The organism is Halomonas alkaliantarctica (genome assembly GCF_029854215.1).
Classification (GTDB): domain Bacteria; phylum Pseudomonadota; class Gammaproteobacteria; order Pseudomonadales; family Halomonadaceae; genus Vreelandella; species Vreelandella alkaliantarctica_A.
The window spans coordinates 553,247-573,295 of the sequence record NZ_CP122961.1; the positions used below are offsets into that span (position 1 = coordinate 553,247).

General features: G+C 56.1%; 20 protein-coding genes. 9 read left to right on the forward strand and 11 right to left on the reverse strand.

What is annotated here, in order from left to right:
- Window positions 1-46 precede the first annotated feature (46 nt).
- From ubiD to QEN58_RS02545, 6 genes are all read left to right on the forward strand, one after another.
- Window positions 47-1,537 carry a 4-hydroxy-3-polyprenylbenzoate decarboxylase gene (gene ubiD / locus QEN58_RS02520; protein ID WP_280105601.1) on the forward strand — a complete coding sequence of 497 codons (1,491 nt, stop codon included), beginning with the start codon at window positions 47-49 and terminating at the stop codon, window positions 1,535-1,537.
- Window positions 1,538-1,578: 41 nt separating this feature from the next.
- Window positions 1,579-2,319: an FAD-binding oxidoreductase gene (locus tag QEN58_RS02525; RefSeq protein ID WP_280105602.1), complete on the forward strand. Its 741-nt coding sequence runs from the start codon at window positions 1,579-1,581 to the stop codon at window positions 2,317-2,319.
- 59 nt (window positions 2,320-2,378) lie between these two features.
- Window positions 2,379-2,507 (forward strand): hypothetical protein, encoded by a 129-nt coding sequence (locus tag QEN58_RS02530; protein WP_280105603.1) that lies wholly within the window; start codon window positions 2,379-2,381, stop codon window positions 2,505-2,507.
- Between the two features lie 562 nt (window positions 2,508-3,069).
- Complete coding sequence (locus QEN58_RS02535; RefSeq protein ID WP_280105604.1) at window positions 3,070-4,167, forward strand: 3-deoxy-7-phosphoheptulonate synthase; 1,098 nt, start codon at window positions 3,070-3,072, stop codon at window positions 4,165-4,167.
- Window positions 4,168-4,401: 234 nt separating this feature from the next.
- Window positions 4,402-4,914 carry a DUF3087 family protein gene (locus tag QEN58_RS02540; protein WP_064236090.1) on the forward strand — a complete coding sequence of 171 codons (513 nt, stop codon included), beginning with the start codon at window positions 4,402-4,404 and terminating at the stop codon, window positions 4,912-4,914.
- Window positions 4,915-4,959: 45 nt separating this feature from the next.
- Entirely contained in the window at window positions 4,960-5,691 is a 732-nt protein-coding gene (locus QEN58_RS02545) for an MliC family protein (protein WP_280105605.1), read from the forward strand.
- A gap of 12 nt (window positions 5,692-5,703) precedes the next feature.
- Here QEN58_RS02545 and QEN58_RS02550 read toward each other — a convergent pair whose 3' ends face one another.
- Entirely contained in the window at window positions 5,704-6,774 is a 1,071-nt protein-coding gene (locus QEN58_RS02550; protein ID WP_280105606.1) for a metal-dependent hydrolase, read from the reverse strand.
- Between the two features lie 128 nt (window positions 6,775-6,902).
- Here QEN58_RS02550 and gloA point away from each other — a divergent pair, with 128 nt between their 5' ends.
- Window positions 6,903-7,343, forward strand: a complete 441-nt coding sequence (gene gloA, locus QEN58_RS02555) for a lactoylglutathione lyase (RefSeq protein WP_088698806.1) — start codon at window positions 6,903-6,905, stop codon at window positions 7,341-7,343.
- A gap of 65 nt (window positions 7,344-7,408) precedes the next feature.
- The gene (locus tag QEN58_RS02560; RefSeq protein ID WP_280105607.1) at window positions 7,409-7,870 is read left to right on the forward strand and encodes an META domain-containing protein; all 462 of its coding nucleotides are present in this window, start codon (window positions 7,409-7,411) and stop codon (window positions 7,868-7,870) included.
- Between the two features lie 7 nt (window positions 7,871-7,877).
- Here QEN58_RS02560 and QEN58_RS02565 read toward each other — a convergent pair whose 3' ends face one another.
- The gene (locus QEN58_RS02565) at window positions 7,878-9,017 is read right to left on the reverse strand and encodes an FAD-dependent oxidoreductase (protein ID WP_280105608.1); all 1,140 of its coding nucleotides are present in this window, start codon (window positions 9,015-9,017) and stop codon (window positions 7,878-7,880) included.
- 32 nt (window positions 9,018-9,049) lie between these two features.
- On the reverse strand, window positions 9,050-10,444 hold the full coding sequence (locus QEN58_RS02570; protein ID WP_280105609.1) for a GGDEF domain-containing protein: 1,395 nt from the start codon (window positions 10,442-10,444) through the stop codon (window positions 9,050-9,052).
- A gap of 156 nt (window positions 10,445-10,600) precedes the next feature.
- Here QEN58_RS02570 and QEN58_RS02575 point away from each other — a divergent pair, with 156 nt between their 5' ends.
- Window positions 10,601-10,996 carry a transcriptional regulator gene (locus tag QEN58_RS02575; RefSeq protein WP_280105610.1) on the forward strand — a complete coding sequence of 132 codons (396 nt, stop codon included), beginning with the start codon at window positions 10,601-10,603 and terminating at the stop codon, window positions 10,994-10,996.
- A 38-nt stretch (window positions 10,997-11,034) separates the two neighbouring features.
- Here QEN58_RS02575 and QEN58_RS02580 read toward each other — a convergent pair whose 3' ends face one another.
- The 8 genes from QEN58_RS02580 to QEN58_RS02615 form a co-directional block, all read right to left on the reverse strand.
- Window positions 11,035-13,197, reverse strand: a complete 2,163-nt coding sequence (locus QEN58_RS02580; protein ID WP_280105611.1) for an FAD-dependent oxidoreductase — start codon at window positions 13,195-13,197, stop codon at window positions 11,035-11,037.
- Between the two features lie 66 nt (window positions 13,198-13,263).
- Window positions 13,264-13,878 (reverse strand): TIGR04282 family arsenosugar biosynthesis glycosyltransferase, encoded by a 615-nt coding sequence (locus QEN58_RS02585; RefSeq protein ID WP_280105612.1) that lies wholly within the window; start codon window positions 13,876-13,878, stop codon window positions 13,264-13,266.
- The gene (locus QEN58_RS02590; protein WP_280105613.1) at window positions 13,868-14,566 is read right to left on the reverse strand and encodes a TIGR04283 family arsenosugar biosynthesis glycosyltransferase; all 699 of its coding nucleotides are present in this window, start codon (window positions 14,564-14,566) and stop codon (window positions 13,868-13,870) included. Before QEN58_RS02590 ends, QEN58_RS02585 begins: the two co-directional genes overlap by 11 nt.
- Window positions 14,553-15,191, reverse strand: a complete 639-nt coding sequence (locus tag QEN58_RS02595) for an ATP-binding cassette domain-containing protein (RefSeq protein ID WP_280105614.1) — start codon at window positions 15,189-15,191, stop codon at window positions 14,553-14,555. The genes QEN58_RS02590 and QEN58_RS02595 overlap by 14 nt, the downstream gene beginning before the upstream one ends.
- 10 nt (window positions 15,192-15,201) lie before the next feature.
- Window positions 15,202-16,875 carry an ABC transporter permease gene (locus QEN58_RS02600; RefSeq protein ID WP_280105615.1) on the reverse strand — a complete coding sequence of 558 codons (1,674 nt, stop codon included), beginning with the start codon at window positions 16,873-16,875 and terminating at the stop codon, window positions 15,202-15,204.
- 2 nt (window positions 16,876-16,877) lie between these two features.
- Complete coding sequence (locus QEN58_RS02605) at window positions 16,878-18,098, reverse strand: ABC transporter substrate-binding protein (RefSeq protein ID WP_280105616.1); 1,221 nt, start codon at window positions 18,096-18,098, stop codon at window positions 16,878-16,880.
- Between the two features lie 30 nt (window positions 18,099-18,128).
- Window positions 18,129-19,172 (reverse strand): aminoglycoside phosphotransferase family protein, encoded by a 1,044-nt coding sequence (locus tag QEN58_RS02610; RefSeq protein ID WP_280105617.1) that lies wholly within the window; start codon window positions 19,170-19,172, stop codon window positions 18,129-18,131.
- Window positions 19,173-19,274: 102 nt separating this feature from the next.
- Complete coding sequence (locus QEN58_RS02615) at window positions 19,275-19,982, reverse strand: ZIP family metal transporter (RefSeq protein WP_133730925.1); 708 nt, start codon at window positions 19,980-19,982, stop codon at window positions 19,275-19,277.
- Window positions 19,983-20,049: the final 67 nt, after the last annotated feature.

Below are 20,049 nucleotides of genomic sequence, written 5' to 3' on the forward strand. Positions count from 1 at the left end.
AAAGAGCGCCGCTAGAGCGGCGCATTCGCCAGCCAGGGAGCGTGCCTTGAAGTATAAAGACTTGCGTGAGTTCATCGCGGCACTTGAAGCCCAGGGTGAACTCAAGCGTATCCATGTCGAAGTCGATCCTTACCTGGAAATCACCGAAATTTGCGACCGCACGCTGCGTGCCGGTGGCCCGGCGTTGCTGTTTGAAAACGTCAAAGGCCACGACATGCCATTGCTGGGCAACCTGTTTGGCACCCCCAAACGGGTTGCGCTGGGCATGGGTCAAGACTCGGTAGAAGCCCTCAGAGAAGTGGGCAAGCTGTTGGCGTTTCTCAAAGAGCCTGATCCCCCCAAAGGCTTGAAGGATGCCTGGGACAAGCTGCCGATCTTCAAGCAAGTGCTCAGCATGGGGCCGAAAAACGTCAAGCATGCGCCGGTACAGGAAGTGGTGTATGAAGACGACGAGGTCGATCTCGGCCTGCTGCCGATTCAGCACTGCTGGCCTGGCGATGCGGCACCCCTGGTCACTTGGCCACTGGTGATTACCAAAGGGCCGAACAAGAAGCGCCAGAATCTAGGGATTTACCGTCAGCAGAAGATTGGTAAGAACCGCCTGATCATGCGCTGGCTCTCCCATCGTGGCGGCGCGTTGGATTTTCTGGAGTTCCAGAAAGCCCACCCAGGCGAACCTTTCCCGGTTGCGGTGGCGCTTGGCGCCGACCCGGCGACGATTCTGGGCGCCGTTACCCCAGTACCAGATTCGCTCTCAGAATATGCCTTTGCGGGCCTACTGCGCGGTTCGCGTACTGAGCTGGTGAAGTGTGGACACGCCGACCTTGATGTTCCCGCGTCCAGCGAGATTATCCTCGAAGGCTTTATCTATCCGGATGATATGGCAGCGGAAGGCCCCTTTGGTGACCACACCGGTTACTACAATGAGGTCGACCACTTCCCAGTGTTTACCATCACGCGGATGACCATGCGCCGTGATGCGATCTATCACTCGACCTATACGGGGCGTCCGCCGGATGAACCGGCGATTCTCGGCGTGGCGCTTAACGAAGTGTTTGTGCCCATTCTGTGTAAGCAGTTTCCCGAAATTGTCGACTTCTACCTGCCACCGGAAGGCTGCTCTTACCGCATGGCGGTGGTCACTATGAAGAAGCAGTACCCCGGCCACGCCAAGCGCGTGATGATGGGGGTATGGAGCTTTCTGCGTCAGTTTATGTACACCAAGTTTGTGATTGTGCTGGATGACGACGTGGACGCACGCAATTGGGAAGATGTGATCTGGGCGATCACCACCCGGATGGATCCCGCGCGGGATACCGTGATGGTCGAAAATACGCCCATTGATTATCTCGATTTTGCTTCGCCGGTCTCAGGCCTGGGCTCGAAAATGGGGCTAGATGCCACCAATAAGTGGCCGGGCGAAACTGACCGTGAATGGGGCACCCCGATTGTAATGGACGATGCCGTTAAAGCGCGCGTGGATGAACGCTGGGAAGCGCTGGGTATCGACCTTGAGTTGCCGCCCGCTCGACACTGAATGCGATGTATCGCTGACCAACTTTGTAAAAAGAGGCTTTCATGAGTGCAAGGACGTTGACTTGCCAAGTCACCGAGGTTGAGAACTTAAGCCCCGATGTGTTTGGTGTGACGCTAACCGGGCGCGCCGAAGCCATGCAGCACGCGCCGGGGCAATATTTAGAGCTTAAATTGGACGACACCACCTGGGTGCCGTTTTCGATTGCCAGTGCAGATCGTAGAGACGGGGTTATCGAGCTGCATATTCAACACTGGCCGGAACGGGATAACTCAGCGCGGCTGCGTGAGCTACTGCAGGTAGCCAATCAGCTCACGCTGCGTTTGCCCGGCGGTGAGTGCGTGCTTGATCGCGAGAGCGAAAGGCCGCTGCTGCTGATTGCAGCAGGAACCGGTTTTTCCCAGATGAAAGCCATTGTCGAAGCGGTACTGCATGAACAGCCACAACGAGATATTTCGCTGTGGTGGGCCGCTCGGGAACACCGCGACCTCTATTTGGAACAGTTGGCCAGCCTGTGGGCGCAAACCCACAACAATGTCTGCTTTCATGCGGTAACCGAATCGCCCTTGGAAGAACCGTTAGCAGCGGGCGAGCGGATCACCCATCACCTGGGGCGTATTGATCAGGTGTTGAAAACCGCAGATATCACGCCAGATACCCATGATGTTTATATCTCGGGTTCGCCCAACATGGTCTACGCTTGCCTGGATGTGCTCGACACAAAAGGCATGAAGCTTGAGCGGGTGTTTTCGGATGTGTTTGCCTACGCACCCCGTTCTACTTAATATGGCCGCAGCGTTGTAACGCTCCCCCTGATATAGCGTTGATAAAAAAGGAGGCTAACATGGCCCATCACGACGAAAACTTTAAAGACAATTCTGGTTTCCTGTCCATCTTTCTAGGCTTGGTGGTACTGGTAAGTATGAGCGCGCTGCCCGCGACGATTGGCGTGATTCAAGCTTTTGGCGGTTGAGTATTGCCATTTGCAGCGCTTGCAGGCAGGATTAAACCTTAGCGCCATGGCGGTAGCCTTATCACAAGCGCTTTACTTGGGCTAGCGATTGCCAGCGTAACTAACAGAATCTAACGGAATATGGGCATGCAGCGACTAACCACACCAGATACAGTGAATCCACCGCTAGAATTGGTTGGTGGTTTTGCGTTTTATGGGTATTGGTTTAGCCACGGTGTGCCCCTGGCCGACGCCTAACGTCGCGCCACCAGGCACACCACTCGGTTGCCTGCCGCAAGCACAGAAGCCCCGGTCGGTAACCCCGCCGGGGCTTCTGGCGTTTTAGAGCCCCAGCGATGTATAGGCTGAGCGATTTTCGGCAATAGTTATTCATCATTATTTCATCAAGGAGCAGCATCATGATTTATCGCGCACTGACTAACGCTTTCGCTACCTATTTTGTGGGTAATGGCTATAGCTGGCGATTTAGCGACGCGCGGTCGGTGCTAGCTACCACCTCCGACCGTGTTCACTTGGGTGGTCACACAACCATACGATGTCACACGATCGCGGAGAGTTAATCATGAATGCGCCTGTCAGCCCTGTTATTAATAAAACTGTTGTAACCAATGCCCACGCTACTGCTCGACTAACGCCTGCAGCGCCTGAGTCAGTTGCCAAGCGGCTGCCTACCCCCGCCGAGCTCCGGCAACGTATTGCGTTAAGCGATCCGCTTATTGAGCAAATTGCCCGTCAGCGCCACGCCGTACAGCAAATTTTGAGTGGTCACGATGATCGCCTGCTTGTTGTCGTTGGCCCTTGCTCCGTTCACGATCCCGATGCAGCGCTGGAGTACGCGGATCGCCTGGCTGCCCTAAGCGAAGAGGTCAGCGAACGTATTTTGCCGGTCATGCGTGTCTACGTTGAGAAACCGCGCACCACCGTGGGCTGGAAAGGGCTGGCTTACGATCCAGATTTGGATGGTAGCGGCGATATGCCCCGTGGTTTGGCGCTCTCTCGTGAACTGATGCATGCCGTCGCTGCTCGCGGCCTGCCGGTGGCTACCGAGCTCCTACAGCCGATGTTGGCGCCCTATGTAGACGATTTGCTGAGCTGGGTAGCCATTGGTGCGCGCACCACCGAGTCGCAACTGCACCGTGAGCTGGCCAGCGATTTGTCAGCGGCAGTGGGGTTCAAAAATGCCACCAGTGGCGATGTACAAGTGGCTATCGATGCCATGAGTGCGGCGGCCCATCCGCACCAGCGTTTCGCGGTAGACCCGCAAGGTTACCCAATCGTCCAGCAAACGGCAGGCAACCCGCACACCCACGTAGTGCTGCGTGGCGGGCACGGCGAGCCGAACTATCAGGCACAACACGTACGTGCGGCAACCACCGCGCTGCGTAATGCCGGGCAAAACCCGCGGCTCATGGTGGATTGCAGCCATGCCAATGCGCGTAAAGACCATCGCCGCCAGAGTGAAGTAATGCTGGATGTATTGGCGCAGCGTCAGGCAGGAGAAGCCAACCTGGTCGCGCTGATGCTGGAAAGCCACCTGTTCGAAGGCAAGCAGCCGCTAAAACCTGGCGCGATGCGCTACGGCGTATCCGTCACCGACGCCTGCGTGGGCTGGGAAACGACCGAACACTTACTCAAAACGGCTGCAGATCGCTTGGCGTAGGTACATACACAACCGGGGACAAGTTAAAGCAAGGGTCTTTCGCCAGGGCCGGAAAATGTTCCCAACAATTCCGGCATTTCCGCCATCCATGGCGGTCAGATGGCGAAAGTAGCGCCCATGGAAGGGTCTACAGCGCCCTTGCGTCAATTTGTGCGCGGGGAGTCGAATACTATTACTTGTTTGCCCTGGCCAGCCCCGTATCATAGGGCGTTTGCAGCGATAATGAGGCTGGCCATGGTATTTACCCTAGAACATCACGACCCCGAGACTTACCGCCGCAAAGCCCGCATGATCAGCTTTGCCATGGCGGGGCAACTGATTATTTTCGGCCTCCTGTTCTCAATGCTCCTTACCTCCACCTTTGGCAGCAGCCTATGGCTCAATGCCCTAGGCGTGCTACTTGGGCTATTGGCCACCAGCGCGCTATTTGCTGTGCTGCGTGAACGACCCTGGATGACGGAGGTGCGCTACGTCTGGCAGCTCAAACATCATTTGTCACAAGTCAGTGGCTATCTTTCGCAACTGCGTAAAGCGGTGGAAGAGAACAATCGCACGGCGCTGGATCTGCTCACTTTCTATCACCAGGGCATGGCGCAGTTGGCGGAGCTTAATGGGCGCACCACCGATGACGACGCCGAACGGCTAGCGGAAAAAATGCAGGTTAAAATCAAGCGCGAAGAGCTAGGGTTGCCCCCGCAGGTGGAAAGTATCGATACGCATGATCTGCAGGCGTTCAAACGTGGGTAAGTTGTTCAGCAAGTAATAGAATTAGTTATACAGGGAGCATGACGTATGAATACGTTAAAAGCATGGGGTGGGGCTATCGCCGCTGCCAGTTTAATAGTGGTGCTTGGGGGGTGTGCAGCGACGCCCTCCACAGAAACGAACGCCGCTAACCAAGCAACGCTGGATAACCGGGCGCCGTTTCTGCCATCGGCGCTTTTTCCTGGCTCTGCGCAGGCCTTTGATGCGTGGCACTGCGAGCCTGCTCAGCAGCACTTAGTCACCGCCACCAATGCCAACGATTTGCGCCTATGGTCGCTGCATGGCGCATGGCAACTGCCCCAAGCCGTCGTGGCTAGCGGCGCACGCTACCAAGATGGTGAGATCAGCTTCTGGAACCGGGGAGACAAGGCGTTAGTGGAAACGCCAAGAGGACAATTGCAGTGCTCGCTGGCCGAGCAGCGTGACGCCTTAACCCGCACTGACCAGCCCGGCGTGATGTTCTTTGGCCAGGGTAACGAACCGGGCTGGACGGTTGCCTTAGCGAATGACACGCCAACGCTGACGATGGAGACGAATTACGGGGAAGAGCGCCTTCAACTACCTTATATGGTTAGTGTGATGGACAATGAAGCGGGTCGGGTCGTAATTGAAAACGCCGACGTGAAGCCCTTTTTCCGCGTGCGTATCGACGCTGGAGCCTGTTTCGATAACATGAGCGGCAAGCCTTTCCCCGCTCGCGTTACGCTGACCTATGGTGGAGAGCAATATAGCGGCTGTGGCCAAGGTATTGCGCCCTAATAAAGCGCTAGCTCAGCAGCGATAAATCACACGCTCGGCCCGCCATTCATGTGCCACAAAGTCGCTGGCGCACAGGGCCGAGGTGTTGCCTGCGGCACGAGCAGCAAGACGCGATAGCGTTTCCATCTGAATGCCGCGGGTACTTTCCAGCTGCTCGCTGACCGCAAGCGGCGCCCAGCGTTCGTCCTCTAACGTTGCCAGTGTAAAGTTAAACGGATGAAAACCTGGGAAACCGAGTCGAATATCAGTAGCGATCAGCGTCTCTTTTCCATCCAACTGCCGCGTTTCGTAGCGCAAGAAAGGTCCCGTAAACCATGTTAAGCGCTGCCCTTGCTGGCTGGCCAAAGCGAACATTTCTAGTTCAGTGTTACGAATCAGCGGCTCAAGACGCGGTTGACGGTCGCCGTCAAACACACTGATTAGACTTTCATAATAGCGGTCGCCGTCAATCACTGTGGCGCGCCATAACACAATGTTAAACGGTGTTGGCTGTAACAGCAGCGGAGCTTCTTCAAGCCCCTGCTCCGCAAGGACTGGGGCAAGACGTTGCTCTACCGCTAACTTCGCACCTGCTGCTACCACTAGATAAACACTGGTGATGGCCAATCCCCACGTGCAGGCTTTACGGACCCGTTGAGAGATCAAGGCGATCCCCAGGGTGAGTAACAACGGCAGCGTATAGAGCGGATCGATAATAAAAATAATCGGCCACGCGGCAGGAGCGAGATCAAGCGGCCAAAGCAACTGGGTACCGTAAGTGGTCAGCGCATCCAGCAGCGGATGGGTAAGCAATATAAGCGCAAAAAAGCACCACCAGCGGGGCAGGCTAATATCCTTTGCGGGAGCAAAGCGTGCGCAAAGCAGCGCCAATAGGGTGGCTAGCCCTGTGAGTACAAAAAGCGAATGGCTAAAACCACGATGCTCGGTGACATTGGCCACGGCATCGCCATAATCCAACGCTACATCAAGATCGGGCAGGGTGCCCAGTACGGCGCCGATGAGAATGGCCTTCCGGCCTAGGCGTCGGCCCAGTACGACTCCACCAATGGTTGCGCCAAGTGCGGCTTGCGTGACTGAATCCACAGGTTTCTCCGACGGGTAAACCCAGCTAAGATAAACGGTATGATTTAATTATACAGCGTTGTAGCAATTTATTTTCGTTGTCACGTTTCTGTAAAGTGTAACCAAGCCCGTTTTTATCAGGAGTCGATATGCAATATCTACATACCATGGTGCGTGTTAGTGACCTAGATGCTTCACTGCGCTTTTATTGCGACCTGCTGGGTCTTAAAGAAGTACGCCGTAAAGAGAATGAGAAAGGACGCTTCACCCTGGTGTTTCTGGCCGCACCAGAAGATGAGCCACGCTCAGAGCGGCTGACGGCTCCAGAGCTTGAACTGACGTATAACTGGGATCCGGAAGAGTACACAGGCGGGCGTAACTTTGGCCACCTAGCCTACCGGGTGGATGACATTTATGCGCTCTGCCAGCACCTGCAGGACAATGGCGTGACAATTAATCGCCCACCTCGTGATGGCCATATGGCGTTTGTTAAATCACCGGATGGAATCTCTGTGGAGCTGCTGCAGAAAGGCGATGCCCTGGCACCGCAAGAGCCATGGGCCTCCATGGAAAACACCGGTAGCTGGTAACTATTACACAAGCTTTATTCCACACAGACTGTTCCACAAAGGCTATGACACAAGGAAAGTTCACCATGACCACGAAAGGTTGGCGTTTACTGCCACTGCTCGCTTCCGCTGCGCTACTGTTAAGTGCTTGTAGCAGTTCGCCAGGGCCAAGCACTTCGCCGCAATCAGGGCCGAGTGACGCCTCGCTTTCAGGCGCTATCGTCGACCAACGTTGGAATTTATTGCTGGTGGGGACCGATGAGCGGCTCTCCATGCCGGAAACGCCTTTTTTCCAGATTTCAAAAGAGGGCAAAGTGAGCGGCCACGACGGCTGTAACCGCTTTACTGGCGAAGTAAAACTCGGTGAGAACCAACGTATTGAGTTTAGCCCGTTAGCCACCACCCGCATGGCGTGCCCGCAAATGGCCGATGCCAAGCGGGTCACCGATATGATGGAGACCGCTTATCGGTATTTGATCGACCATGATCGGTTGGTGTTCTTTGGTCCGGATAGTCGGGTTTTAGGCGGCTGGCGCGAAGGTAACTGATAGCCGGTTAGTCTTCAAAAGGCGGATTGAAGCGGGCGATAAAGCGCGCATCAATCCGCTTTTTCCATTGCCATACCCATTTTCCGGATACCCCAAAGCCTCCCCGGCTGGCAATCGCGCGGCCGTCGCCGGTGCCAATCAGTGCCAATACGCGTTTGGGCGGCTGCCAGGGGAGTAACGTTTTGTCGTAGCAGGCGCGGCGGAGGTTGTCCGCTAAGTGTTGCCCCATGCGCACTGCATACACTCCTGCATTTGGTAGCGCTGGGGTAAATGCTGCGCAGTCGCCAGCGGCAAACATATTCGGTTGGCCGGTGACCTCCAGCTTGTTGTCTACGCGGATAAAACCGTGTTGATCCAACGGCAGATCAGTCCCCGCCAGCCATGGATGACCGACAGCCCCCGTTGCCCACAGAACGATGTCCGCATCGATGCGTTTACCGTTCTGGGTTGTTACTCCGCCTTCAATCAGTGTTTCGCCGCGTTGTTCAACGTGAACGGTAATACCTGCCTGTGACAGCGCGCGTCGCATTAGCCAGCGTGGCACGCGCCCGGCATCGGGCAATAACGCGTTAGACGCGCTGAGCAAATGCCCCTGCCAGACAATATCCGGGCGCTGTTTGCGCAGCTGGCCCAGCACGCTCATCAGTGTCTCACAGCCAGCGGCGCCCCCTCCGACGCCCACCACCCGTTGGGCACCGCCGCTGGGTAAGTGGCTAATGTCATTTTTCAGCGCCTGCCAGCGTTGATGCAGACTACTCAATGGCCGCATGGCGAGTAGCTTGGGTAGGTTCTCTCCGTTTAGCGGAGGAGGCGCCAGGGTCGAGCCGATATTGACGGAGGCCACATCAAAATTAACGCGCTCGCCATTCGCCAGCGTTACGCAACGTTCCTGGGGGTCGATCATTTTCGCTGGGGAAAGAATTAGCCGAGCGTTGGCTCTTTGGCACAATGCTGCGACGTCAATCTGTGTCTCGCGTAACGTACACTCTCCCGCTAACCATGCGGGTACACTGCCGGAGTATGCTGCTAAAGGACTATCACTCACCACGGTAACCGCAATGCTTGGTTCAGGCTGTTTGGCGAAGGCTTCGAGTACAAAGGCGTGGGCATGGCCCGCACCCATGAGTAATAATTGCTGCATGGACATCGCCTATAGAAGAAGCAAGGTGCTGTTGGGGATTAACAGACAAAGACTTGGTTTTTACCCGCCATTTTAGCCAGATACATACCTTGATCCGCCCGCTCAAATAACTGACGGGGCCGGTCGTCGGGCTGGACAAGGGTCAGGCCGATACTGATTGTTAAAGTGCCAGCGATATTGAAGGCGTGTTGCTCCACGTTGTGGCAGAGCCGGTTAGCCAGCTTTAGACTGGCGTCCTGGTTTAGACCCTTGGATATGATGACGAATTCTTCGCCTCCCCAGCGCCCAAGGTGATCCTCATGTCTCAACGTTTCCTGCACTAACTGAGCCATATCACGCAAGATATCATCGCCAGTTGCGTGCCCATAGGTATCGTTAATATTTTTAAAATCATCAATATCAAACATCAACAGGGCAAAACTGACTGACGAATGGATCAAATCCTCAATCACAAGCTCTGTGTAGTAGCGGTTCCAGCACTTTGTTAAGGGGTCGGTATGGGCCAGGCCCTCGAGACGTTGATTGGTCTTGGTTAACTGGCGATTGAGGCGAACAACCTCCTGGGCCGTTATAGCCACGGCTAAATCGTCGGCCAGCTCAATCATCATAGAGGCTTCCAGCGGCATCCAATAACTCAAGACGTCTTGAAGCGTTGTATCAGCCACCAGAGCGGGGAGGAGCGGCTGTTGGCGAAACAGCACTAACCAGCCTAACGAGGCATTCGCGACGCTGAGCTGGGCCGCCAGACCGCCTTGGCAGCTCCCGTTTAGCTCGGCAATCTCGTCTTGAGCGTTGTACTGTTTCAACTGCTGTAACTGATGAAATATCTGGGGCCTGGAGGGGGATTTGCCAAAGCAGTGGAGATCGCCCTGATAAGCCAGCGCAATGCCTTCGGCCTGAAAAATATCGCACCAGCTAGCGCCATGATGCTGCAAAATATCATCAATGGAAGTCAGTCGTTTAATATCTCTGGATAGCAATCTGCGGCGCGACTTTAAACCTAGCTGGCGGGTGGCCATACGTTCCGCTTTTAACAAGCGTAAGCGTTGGGAAGCAATATCAATGAGTAGTTGGATCCACTTGCCAGGCCCTGCGTAGGCGGCAGGTGAATGCCCAATATACCCCCACACTTCATGTTCGCCCTTTAGCTCATACAGTTGCAGCTCTGAGGCGGCTAGGTCGTCGTAACAATGAATAGAGAGCAGCGCGTGATGAGAGGCGAGTGTGCTTTCCAGTGGATAGCAGTAGGCCAAACGAAGGTTGCCTGTGCTCAATCGGCGATAAAGTACCACTGGTTGACCCTGGGTAAGCGCATGTAGCGTTTTAGCCAGCAGTTCAAAAAGCTCAAAAGGGGTTTTCGAGCCGCATAGCAAGGCCAGCTTAAGGCACAGATTGTCGAGATTTTGCACCGATGGAGATAGTGTGCCACTCATCCTGAATGACTCCTCAAGCGCCGCTTCTCAGCGCTTAGCATAGCAACTCGCCTAAGCGAAAACTCGAAATTGAATTAATGATTCAATCAAAAGGTGAACCGTTATTCAACTGTTATTGAACAATCGCTTCACATTGGCGGCATGAATGAAAAAATCATGTTCGCCGAGCGTCTGAAAGCTGCACTAGAAGCAGCCGGTTACGAAGCGCGGCCGTCAGTGCTTGAGCGGGAATTTAACCTGCGTTACTGGGGAAAGCCGATCACTTTTCAGGCCGTTAGGCGTTGGCTGCGCGGAGATTCGATCCCCAGCCAGGATAAGCTCCAGGTTCTGGCCCGTTGGCTGTTAGTCGATCCACACCACTTGCGCTACGGCAGTAGCAGCGCTTATACGGTCAGCGAACCTTCCGCAAGTTGGGACGTTTCATCCACCAGTGAAGAGCGCCAATTGCTGTCACTCTACCGGGAGCTTCCCGCTGCCCAGCGTAAAGTGGTGCGCGAAATTATTGAAACATTCGCTAAAGTGCACCCGCCTGCCAGCGGGCGTAACGATTAGGTCGACTCATTTTTCTAATTATCTTTCAGTTCGATGTGCTAGGTGTCAATTTTCTTTGCTGAACTGTCACCGCGTCGCCAATTGAAGTAGTGCTTCAATAGTGTCAGTGCCCGCTCGGGTTTGTGAGCGTTTTTCCATACGCCCGCCGTGGCTTTAGCTGCTTCGCCCAGCGTTGGGTAGGGGTGAATGGTGCCCAACAGCTTGTTGAGGCCCAGGCCGTGTTTCATGGCGAGGGTAAATTCACCCAGCCATTCACCGGCGTTTTCCGCCACGATGGTCGCACCGATAATCTTGTCTCTGCCGGGCACGGTGAGTACTTTGATAAATCCTTGGGTCGCGCCTTCGGCAATGGCACGGTCGCTTTCTCCCATGGCGTAGCGGGTGATCTCAAAGGCAATGCCCTGTGCGTTCGCCTCTTTTTCGTTTAAACCCACCCGCGCAACTTCCGGCTGCAGGTAGGTGACCGTGGGCATATAGCGGTAATCCACCGCAAAGCTTTTCAGCTCGCCGAACAGCGCATTGACGGCCGCATGCCACGCTTGGTGGGCGGCGGCATGGGTGAGTTGGTAAGGTCCGGCTAAATCACCGCAGGCCCAGATATTGGGTATGCGGGTTTGCAGCCGCTCGTTAAGTTCAAAAGTGCCTGTTTGGGTGGTCGTGATCCCCAGCGCTTCTAGCCCTAAGCCCTCAACATTGGCCTGGCGACCCACGCTCACCAGCAAATAGTCAAAGCGGAGCAATTTCCGCTCGCCATGATGCTCCACCGCTAGCTGATAGCCGCCATCCTCGTTAAGAACTTCCAGCGCTTTGGCGTCGGTCATCACCATCACACCTTCGTCAGCCAGGGTGCTTTCAACTAGTTCACCGACCTCTGGATCCTCGCGACCCAGCAGTTGGGAAATGCCTTCGACCAGCGTGACTTGGCTACCCAGGCGGGCAAAGCTCTGGCTTAGCTCGCAGCCAATGGCACCACCGCCCAACACCACTAAACGTTCGGGCAGTTCAGTAAGCGACCAAAGGTTCTCCGAGGTTAGAACGGGCGCATCCATAATGCCGGGTAACGGGGGGACTTTGGGCCTTGCGCCGGTGGCCAGCACGATATGTCTGGCGGTGAGTATTTTATCCCCCACCTGCACTTCCCAGGGTGAGGCCAACGTGGCGTGATCCTGATACACCTCAACGCCTAGGCCGCTATAGCGCTCCACGCTGTCGTGGGGCTCGATATCGCTAATCGCCTGATGCACATGGCGCATCACCTTGGCAAAGTCGACCTGCGGCTCACTGGTAGTCACTCCGAACCGGTGGGCGGTGCGAACCTCATGGGCGGCGCGGGCGGCACGAATTAACGCTTTAGACGGCACGCAGCCGGTATTCAGGCAGTCGCCGCCCATCTTGTGTTTTTCCACCAGCGCCACTTTGGCGTTCACAGCACTGGCTATATAGCTGGTGACTAGCCCGGCTGAGCCACCGCCGATGACCACAATGTCGTAGTCAAAACGCGCTGGCCGGGTAAAACCTTTATACGCTTTGCGCTTCTGTACCAGTTGTACAATGCGCCGAGCTATCCAGGGGAAGATAGCCAGCAGTAAAAACGAGGCGATAAGCGTCGGCGAGAGAATCCCCCTCAGACTCTCTAAATCACCTAGTTGCCCACCTGCATTCACATAGATGGCGGTGCCGGGGAGCATCGCGACCTGGCTTACCCAGTAAAACGTGACGGTTTTGATCCGTGTCAGTCCCATGACCAGGTTGATCATAAAAAACGGGAATACCGGCACTAAACGCAGGGTGAAAAGATAGAGAGCACCGTCGCGCTCTACGCCCCGATTCACCGAGGCGAACTGGCGCGGAAAACGTTTTTCGATAGGGCCACGGAAAAGAAACCGTGAAAGTAGAAAGGCCAGTGTGGCCCCCATGGTGCTGGCGAAGGAGATAATCAGCAGACCCCAACCTAAACCAAATAGCGTACCGCCAAGTAGGGTCATCAGTGTGGCGCCTGGCAGTGAGAGCGCAGTGATCACCACATAAACAGCAAAAAAGATCCCCGCTACCTGCCAGGGGTTTTGATTAAATGCCGTTTGGAAATCGCTTTGGTAAGCCTTTAGGGTTTCTAGGGTGAACCATTGGTGGGCACCACTAATGAAAAACGCCCCAATGGCAATAAGCAGTAACGCTGCAATAATCAAACGTTGTCGGGTCACAATAAACGCTCCAGCGTTAGTAAGGTAAGTATCAGTGTTTGCTGTGTGAAGAGAGTGCCCACTTGCTTACATCGATACAGGCAATCCTTTCCAGCGCTGCCAATCTTCGGGGCGATCCACGTCCCAAATAGTCGCGGGGTAGGCGGCGCGCAGGCCTAATGCCTCAATGCGCTGCTGAGTGGTCGCTAGCACGCGTTGGGTACCCCAGGGGATACCTTCAAACAATGCGGGATAGTCTTGCTGGGTGCCTACAAAACCGTAGCCGCCATCTTCGGCGGGTAACATCACCACCTCAACGTTGGCCAACTGCTGTGCACAGGTGGCAATCAGCGCGCTGGTGATGCTTGGGCAGTCGCTGCCCATTAGCATGGCAGGCCCTGGGGTGCTGTTCAGCGCGTGGCGAACCCGTGCGCCTAAGTTGCCCTCTGGCTGGGCGCTTAGCGTCACACCAAAGGCTTCACGAAGTTCGATAAACAGCGGGTGCGTATGGTCAAGCGCTGTCCATAGCGTGATTTTTTCCGCGGGCAGCGCTTTGCAGGCATTGGCGACGCAGTGGCGCACAAGCTCTGCGTGAGCGTTGGCAGCACCTTCCAAACCGAGCAGGGGTGACAGGCGCGTTTTCGCTTGCCCCGGCAGCGGGGCTTTGGCGAGCAAATGCAGATGAGGTGTTTCAGCGGGCATCGCGGTACTCCTTGGCGAGTTGAGTGGCGCTAACGCCGCGCCAGTAGCGGTAGCGCAGCCGCCACATGAGGCGGATGGTTTTCCACGCGCCAAACTCATCCCAGCGCCTGCCCGAGCTTACCACTTTCGCCTTCAAACAGACGGGGCGCGATAACCGCTTGAGCCGTTTAGACAGCTCAACGTCTTCCATCAGCGGCTGCTCGGGAAAGCCACCGACTGCCTTGAAGGTGCTCACGTGCATAAACATGCCCTGGTCGCCGGTGGCGATGCCGGTAAGCCGGGAGCGTTGGTTCATCATCCAACTCACCACGGGCAGCCAGCCGCTGTAGCCTGAAAGCTTAATATCAAAACGCCCCCAGGCGTGGCGTTTAAGCGCTTGGAGTATCTGCTCAATGGCGTTCTTGGGCAATTGGGTGTCCGCGTGCAGAAACAGTAGCGCGGGTGCAGTGGCGTACTGTGCGCCCAGGTTCATTTGTCGTGCCCGTTCGGTCGGGCTGTTGAGCACACGATCCGCCAGTGGTTGGGCGATTTGAGCGCTCCTGTCATCGCTCCCACCATCCACCACGAGCACTTCGACCCCCTGCGCGCGCAGCGGTTGCAACCCCGTCAAGTGAGCGGCGAGGGTGGTTGCTTCATTTAACACCGGGATAACGATGCTTAGCCGAGGGGGGAGTTCAGCCGAGCTCAATGACCGGCCCCCCCGCGGCGTTGGCATCCGCGTGGTCGTGGGTGACCAGCAGCGCTGGCAGGCCGGCTTCGCGTAGTTGGCTAAACACCAGCGTGCGCATCTCCTGGCGCAGCGCCGTATCCAGCTTGGAAAACGGTTCGTCTAGCAGCACCGCTCGCGGCTTGGAAAGCAGCAGACGCATCAACGCCACCCGTGATTGCTGGCCGCCGGAAAGGGTGGACGGATCGCGGGACTCAAAGCCCGCTAGCCCAACCTGCTCCAGGGCCTGGCTAACCTGCTGGTGCTTCCCTTTGCTGTGGCGAGGTAGCCCGAAGCGCAAGTTGCCGCCCACGCTTAAGTGCGGAAATAGCAGCGGGTCCTGAAACAGAAGCCCTATATTGCGCTGTTCGGCGGGAAGGCTGAGCAAATCGCGCTCACCCAGCCATACGCCGCCGCTGGCGGTGAATTCATGATCAAGAAAGCCTGCAATATACGCTAATAAGGTAGATTTTCCCGACCCCGAGGGCCCCATTACCGTGAGTACCTCACCGGGAGTAATAGTGGCATCCACTGCCAGTAACTCACGGCCGGCCAGGGCGATGCTAATTTTTTCAAGACGTAGCGGCGCGCAAAAAGAAGCTGTCACAAAGTCCCTCTTAGGTAGCTAAATCACGGCGGTGGGTACCCAATAAACGGGGCAGTCCCAGCGCGAGCATAAAGCCAATCAACGGCAGGCTCGCCTGCACTAATGCCCAGACGCCGATTAAGCGTCGATTATTGCCAGAGGCAAGCGCGACGGCTTCGGTTGTCACGGTTGTCACGCGGCCCGCACCGAGTAACTGGGTGGGTAAGTATTGGCCAATGCTCACTGCCAAACCTACGGCAAACGCCGTTAACAGCGGCGCAAGCAACAGCGGCAGGCGAACCCGCCAAAAAGCGGCACTGCGTGACACCCCCAGTGAACGCGCTACCTCTAGCCAACGCGGATCCAATCGGCGATAGGTTTCAGCCAGGGAGAGGTACACATAGGGCAGCACAAACAGCAGGTGACCCGCGATTACCAAACCAAGCTGAGGGCGAATACCCAGGCTTTCCGCCGCTACGACCAGTCCAAACAGGAAGGCGATTTGCGGCACTAATAGGGGCAAATAGAGTAACCATAACGCGCGCTTGGGTTGAATGTGCTGACGGTGTTCATTTTCCAGCGTTGCCAGCACTAGCGCCGTGGCCAAGGCGGTAGAAATAAGTCCAATCAATGCCGTATTAATGAGCGGTGTAGATAGCATAGGGCCGCTGCGTTGCCAGTGGTCCAGCGTTAGCATCTGCGGTAACACTTCTGGAAAGCGCCAGAAACCAGCCAGTGAAAATAGCCCCAACCCAACCAAGGCCGCCAGCGCTGTGATACTCGAAAGCAGTAATGCCGAGCGGCCAACGAGGCGCAGGATAATTTCGCCGCGTTGGCGGCTGCCATTGGTCAGCCAGTACCGCGTCAGCCTGCGGATCAGCTGTTCTAGCAGCCACCAGCACAGCAGCGCAGCGACAGTGACGCCGAGTTGCAGTACCGCCGCCGCCGAAGCCATAAAGCGATGACTGACATCCGGGTCGTTGAACCAACTCAAGAGAGACACGCTCAGCGTGGGGGGCAGCTTCGGGCCAAGAATCAGCGCCATATCGACAACCGAGGTGGCGTAGGCGATCACGGCATAAACCGGCAGGCGAATTAGTGGATAGAGGGAGGGAAGCACCGTTTTTAACCAGCCAATGGTGGGGGAATAGCCTAGTGACCTCGCCAGCATCAGGCGCTTCTCCGGCGCTAACTGCGGCAGTGCCGCCAAGCTCATCAGCAGCAAAAATGGTACTTCTTTGAGTACCAGCCCCGCCATCAGTGAGAGCCCCCAGGGATCGTTGATAATCAGCGCGTCCAGGGGGCGCTCCCAGCCTGTCAGCGACGGCGATATCAGTCGCGCCACCAAACCCGAAGGGGCAATCAAAAAGGCAAACCCAAAGGCGATAGCGGCGTGAGGGATGGCGAGTAGCGGTGATACCAGCCGTCGTATGCCGCGATCTAACCACGTGCCTCGACTGGCGGCTAAAAACAGCACCACAATCACTAGCGCGACAGCCGCGCTTATTAACCCGCTGGCAAAACTCACCGCCATCGAGCGTCCTAGCCCCGGCTGGGCGAACAGCATTTGCCAGGGGGCTAAACTGGCGCCATAGCCGCCTAGTGCTGGCAAGTAGCCAAACGCAGGCAGCAGAACCATTATAAGACCCGCCCCCACGGGGAATACTAATAGGGCAATAATGAGAGCTGGGGCCAGTCGCAGCATCGTTAGTTAACGCCGTAACGCTCAAGCCAGGCGTCTTGAAGCGCGGTCATCCAGCTGGGGTGCGGTTCAGGCAGGGTGTTCGACAGCGCGTCCGCCGGTAGCTCGGAAGGGTGGCGATCACCCTGTTCGAACAGCGCCTGGTTCTCGGCGTCGAGCTGCTCGATATCCAGTACGCTGCGATCACCCCACATCGCGAGCGACTGCTTTTGCGCCTGAGCTTCCGGTGAAAGCAGAAAATTGGCGAGCACCATGGCGCCAGCTTTATGCGGCGAATTATAAGGAATTGCCACGAAGTGAACGTTACCCAACGTGCCGCCTTCCAGCACGTAGCTACGCACGCTTTCAGGCAGCTCATACTCCATCACCGCCACAGCGGCATCGGTGGGGTAAAACGAAAACGCCAAACTTAGCTCGCCGTCGCTCATCAACGTGCGCAGGTTGGGGCCAGAGTCGGGAAAAGCACGACCACTGCGCCACAGGTGCGGGTGCAGCGCGTCTAAATAGGCCCATAGCGGTTCTGTGACGGTCTCAAAATCGCTTTCTGAAACCGGCTGATAAAGTGCCTTCTCCTGATCGGTGAGCTCGATCAGCGCCTGCTTTAAAAAGGTGCTGCCGGTGAAATCGGGAATACGCGGATAGCTGAACTGGCCGGGATTATCTTTGGCCCAGGCGAGTAGTGCCTGCATATCCTGGGGTGGTGTCTCGGTTTGAGCGCTGTCGTAATAAAAGGTGATTTGTGCCTTACCCCAGGGCGATTCATAGCCTTCTGTAGGTAGCGTGAAGTCGGTCACCACCTCTGGGTTATCGGTGGCATTGGTGAGCGCAAAATGGGGCAGCGATTCTGCAAAGGGGCCAAACAGCAGGTCGCTTTCGCGCATCGCCGCGAAGTTCTCGCCGTTGATCCAAATGAGATCGATACTGCCGTCGTCGTTATTGTCCGCCTGTTTTTCCGCCAGTACCCGCGCTACTGCACTGCCCGTATCGTCCAGTTTTACGTGCGCCACCTCAACGTCGTACTGTGCCTGCATCTGCTTCGCCACCCAATCGATGTAGCGATTGGTGCGCGTATCACCGCCCCAGGCATTCCAGTAAACGGTTTGGCCTTCGGCTTCCGCTAACACGCTTTGCCAATCATCAGGGGCAGGGTTGGCCAGGGTAGGAGACGCAAGAGCTAACATCGCTGTGGCGAGAGTTAGGCGTAAAGGGAGATGTTTAATGGGCATCGCATTTCTCTTTTGTAGGCGTTCCAAACGTTATAGAGAGGCTTGCAAGCACTGCAGTTCGCTATGAACGTGATCAATACTCGGCAGTGAGAGGTAATGCTCGACGCGGTCGCGCACGTGGTCGATCACGGCCGGGTCAGTGAGCTCAGCGGACCAGTCTTCCCCTCGCTGCTCGGCATCCTTGGCGTTCAAGTGCTGGGCGCGCCACTTGGCACACCAGGTCAACGACCAGAGCCAGGTTGCGCGTCGGCAGGCGACCAGGGTGTCTGTATCGGGTGACTCATCCATGTTGGCTTGCCAGCGGCGATAAAAGCTAATCACGTCACTTAGCGATAGCACCGCCTGGCTGCTTATGTCCCAGGTGGTCGAGGTGTAGAGGCTGGTGTGAGCGAGATCGATACCCGGTAGGCCGTATCGGCACTTCTCTAAATCCACCAACACCGCACGGCCATCGTCACGGATCAAGAAGTTGCCAGGGTGGGTGTCAAAGCTAATCAGTGTCGGGGTGGCCTCGCTTAAGCGAGGCGGAAGTAAATCCAGCTCCTGTTTAATGCGCTGGGTGACCTTGCTCGAGAGTTGCGCATCGCCCAACCAGTTAGCCTGCTGACACACTTCCTCTTTCATCGCTTGCCACGGGTCTTCAGGGGCAAGCAGCGGCGCCCTCAGTGTTTCGCTGGGCAGCGGTTGCCTGTGTAGGCTGGCCAGGGCATCGGCAATGGCGTGTAGGTCTTCCGGGAGTTTAGCCAAGCGGCCACGGATAGCCTCAACCAGTAGCCCACCCCGGGGCAGTGCCTCGCTCGGTGGCAGGGTGCCGTAAAGTGTTGGCGTATGTCCGCCAGCGCTGGCGCGCTGGTAGCAGGCGGTCTGATAGGCCAGGTTCTCTTCAGGTGGCAGGTTCATCTGACTCTGCTTCGGCAGCCGCGCCACCCAGTCATCGTCCTCACTGCGATGAATCCACACATGATCATGGGCCAGACCGGTATCCGCCATCGGCGTAAGCTCACGGTAGGTAATTCCGGCCCGCTTTAATTCGGTTGCCAGCGCCTGTAAACGCGCTTCGGTTGGTGTCGGCATAGAGCAGTCCGTGTCGTTGCTGAATAAGCGATGCCACTTAGTGGCGAATCTTGTACCAACCTTACACGTTTTATAAGAAAAAGTGATTTTATAAACTGAAGGCTAGCCTAAAAGTTGCTTACTCAGCATGCCAATGATGAAGCCAAGTACAGCACCCAGTGAGGGTGTCCAATGGCGCCGCATTCGCGCTTGCGGCGCAATATCCTGAAATACCAGATACAGAATGCCGCCTGCTGCGAAGCTCATGATCATCGCCGTAATTTGTGGCGCCTCACTCAACCACCAATACCCCATTATTGCAGACAGCGGGCCGAAAAATGACACGCCCAAGAGTCCCCATAATGCTGTTTTAGTCGTTAATTTCGCGGCTCTTAATTCACGATAGGCGTTAAATCCTTCGGGGAAATTTTGCGCAGCGATAAAAAGAGCCAGTAAGACACCCATTTGCGGGTTAGCAGCAAACACCGCGCCAAGTGAAACCGCTTCCGGCACAAAGTCTAATAACATCGCCATAAACTGTGCGACATTGCCTTCATTGTTTTGTAACCAGGCATCCAAAACACAAAACGTAACGCCACCTGCGGCAAACAATCCCGTCAATTGCCAAGTGTTTAACTCATGCATGCCTTCTGGCACCAGCGCAAAGGCCACTGCCGCCACTAAAATGCCGCCACCAAAGGCTGTGATTCCATGCACAAGCTCTTGCTTGGCAATTGTATTTGCGGTTCCCTCAACGTGTGCTAGAAAGCCGCCGAAAAGTGCCATAAGACCGGCGCCCCAGGCGATGAAAAGCATTCCATAAACGCTCATTTATCCACCGTTTCTCCCTTCTGTTACGAATTAGGTTCGCACTTTGCTGAATCTCGAGCCAGGGCCT

What these genes read in the sequence shown, in the direction of transcription:
- QEN58_RS02525 (WP_280105602.1), top strand. Translation starts at nt 1,579, where the DNA reads ATGAGTGCAAGGACGTTGACTTGCCAAGTCACCGAGGTTGAGAACTTA.
- QEN58_RS02530 (WP_280105603.1), top strand. Translation starts at nt 2,379, where the DNA reads ATGGCCCATCACGACGAAAACTTTAAAGACAATTCTGGTTTCCTGTCC.
- QEN58_RS02535 (WP_280105604.1), top strand. Translation starts at nt 3,070, where the DNA reads ATGAATGCGCCTGTCAGCCCTGTTATTAATAAAACTGTTGTAACCAAT.
- QEN58_RS02540 (WP_064236090.1), top strand. Translation starts at nt 4,402, where the DNA reads ATGGTATTTACCCTAGAACATCACGACCCCGAGACTTACCGCCGCAAA.
- QEN58_RS02545 (WP_280105605.1), top strand. Translation starts at nt 4,960, where the DNA reads ATGAATACGTTAAAAGCATGGGGTGGGGCTATCGCCGCTGCCAGTTTA.
- gloA (WP_088698806.1), top strand. Translation starts at nt 6,903, where the DNA reads ATGCAATATCTACATACCATGGTGCGTGTTAGTGACCTAGATGCTTCA.
- QEN58_RS02560 (WP_280105607.1), top strand. Translation starts at nt 7,409, where the DNA reads ATGACCACGAAAGGTTGGCGTTTACTGCCACTGCTCGCTTCCGCTGCG.
- QEN58_RS02565 (WP_280105608.1), bottom strand. Translation starts at nt 9,017, where the DNA reads ATGTCCATGCAGCAATTATTACTCATGGGTGCGGGCCATGCCCACGCC.
- QEN58_RS02570 (WP_280105609.1), bottom strand. Translation starts at nt 10,444, where the DNA reads ATGAGTGGCACACTATCTCCATCGGTGCAAAATCTCGACAATCTGTGC.
- QEN58_RS02575 (WP_280105610.1), top strand. Translation starts at nt 10,601, where the DNA reads ATGTTCGCCGAGCGTCTGAAAGCTGCACTAGAAGCAGCCGGTTACGAA.
- QEN58_RS02585 (WP_280105612.1), bottom strand. Translation starts at nt 13,878, where the DNA reads ATGCCCGCTGAAACACCTCATCTGCATTTGCTCGCCAAAGCCCCGCTG.
- QEN58_RS02600 (WP_280105615.1), bottom strand. Translation starts at nt 16,875, where the DNA reads ATGCTGCGACTGGCCCCAGCTCTCATTATTGCCCTATTAGTATTCCCC.
- QEN58_RS02605 (WP_280105616.1), bottom strand. Translation starts at nt 18,098, where the DNA reads ATGCCCATTAAACATCTCCCTTTACGCCTAACTCTCGCCACAGCGATG.
- QEN58_RS02610 (WP_280105617.1), bottom strand. Translation starts at nt 19,172, where the DNA reads ATGCCGACACCAACCGAAGCGCGTTTACAGGCGCTGGCAACCGAATTA.
- QEN58_RS02615 (WP_133730925.1), bottom strand. Translation starts at nt 19,982, where the DNA reads ATGAGCGTTTATGGAATGCTTTTCATCGCCTGGGGCGCCGGTCTTATG.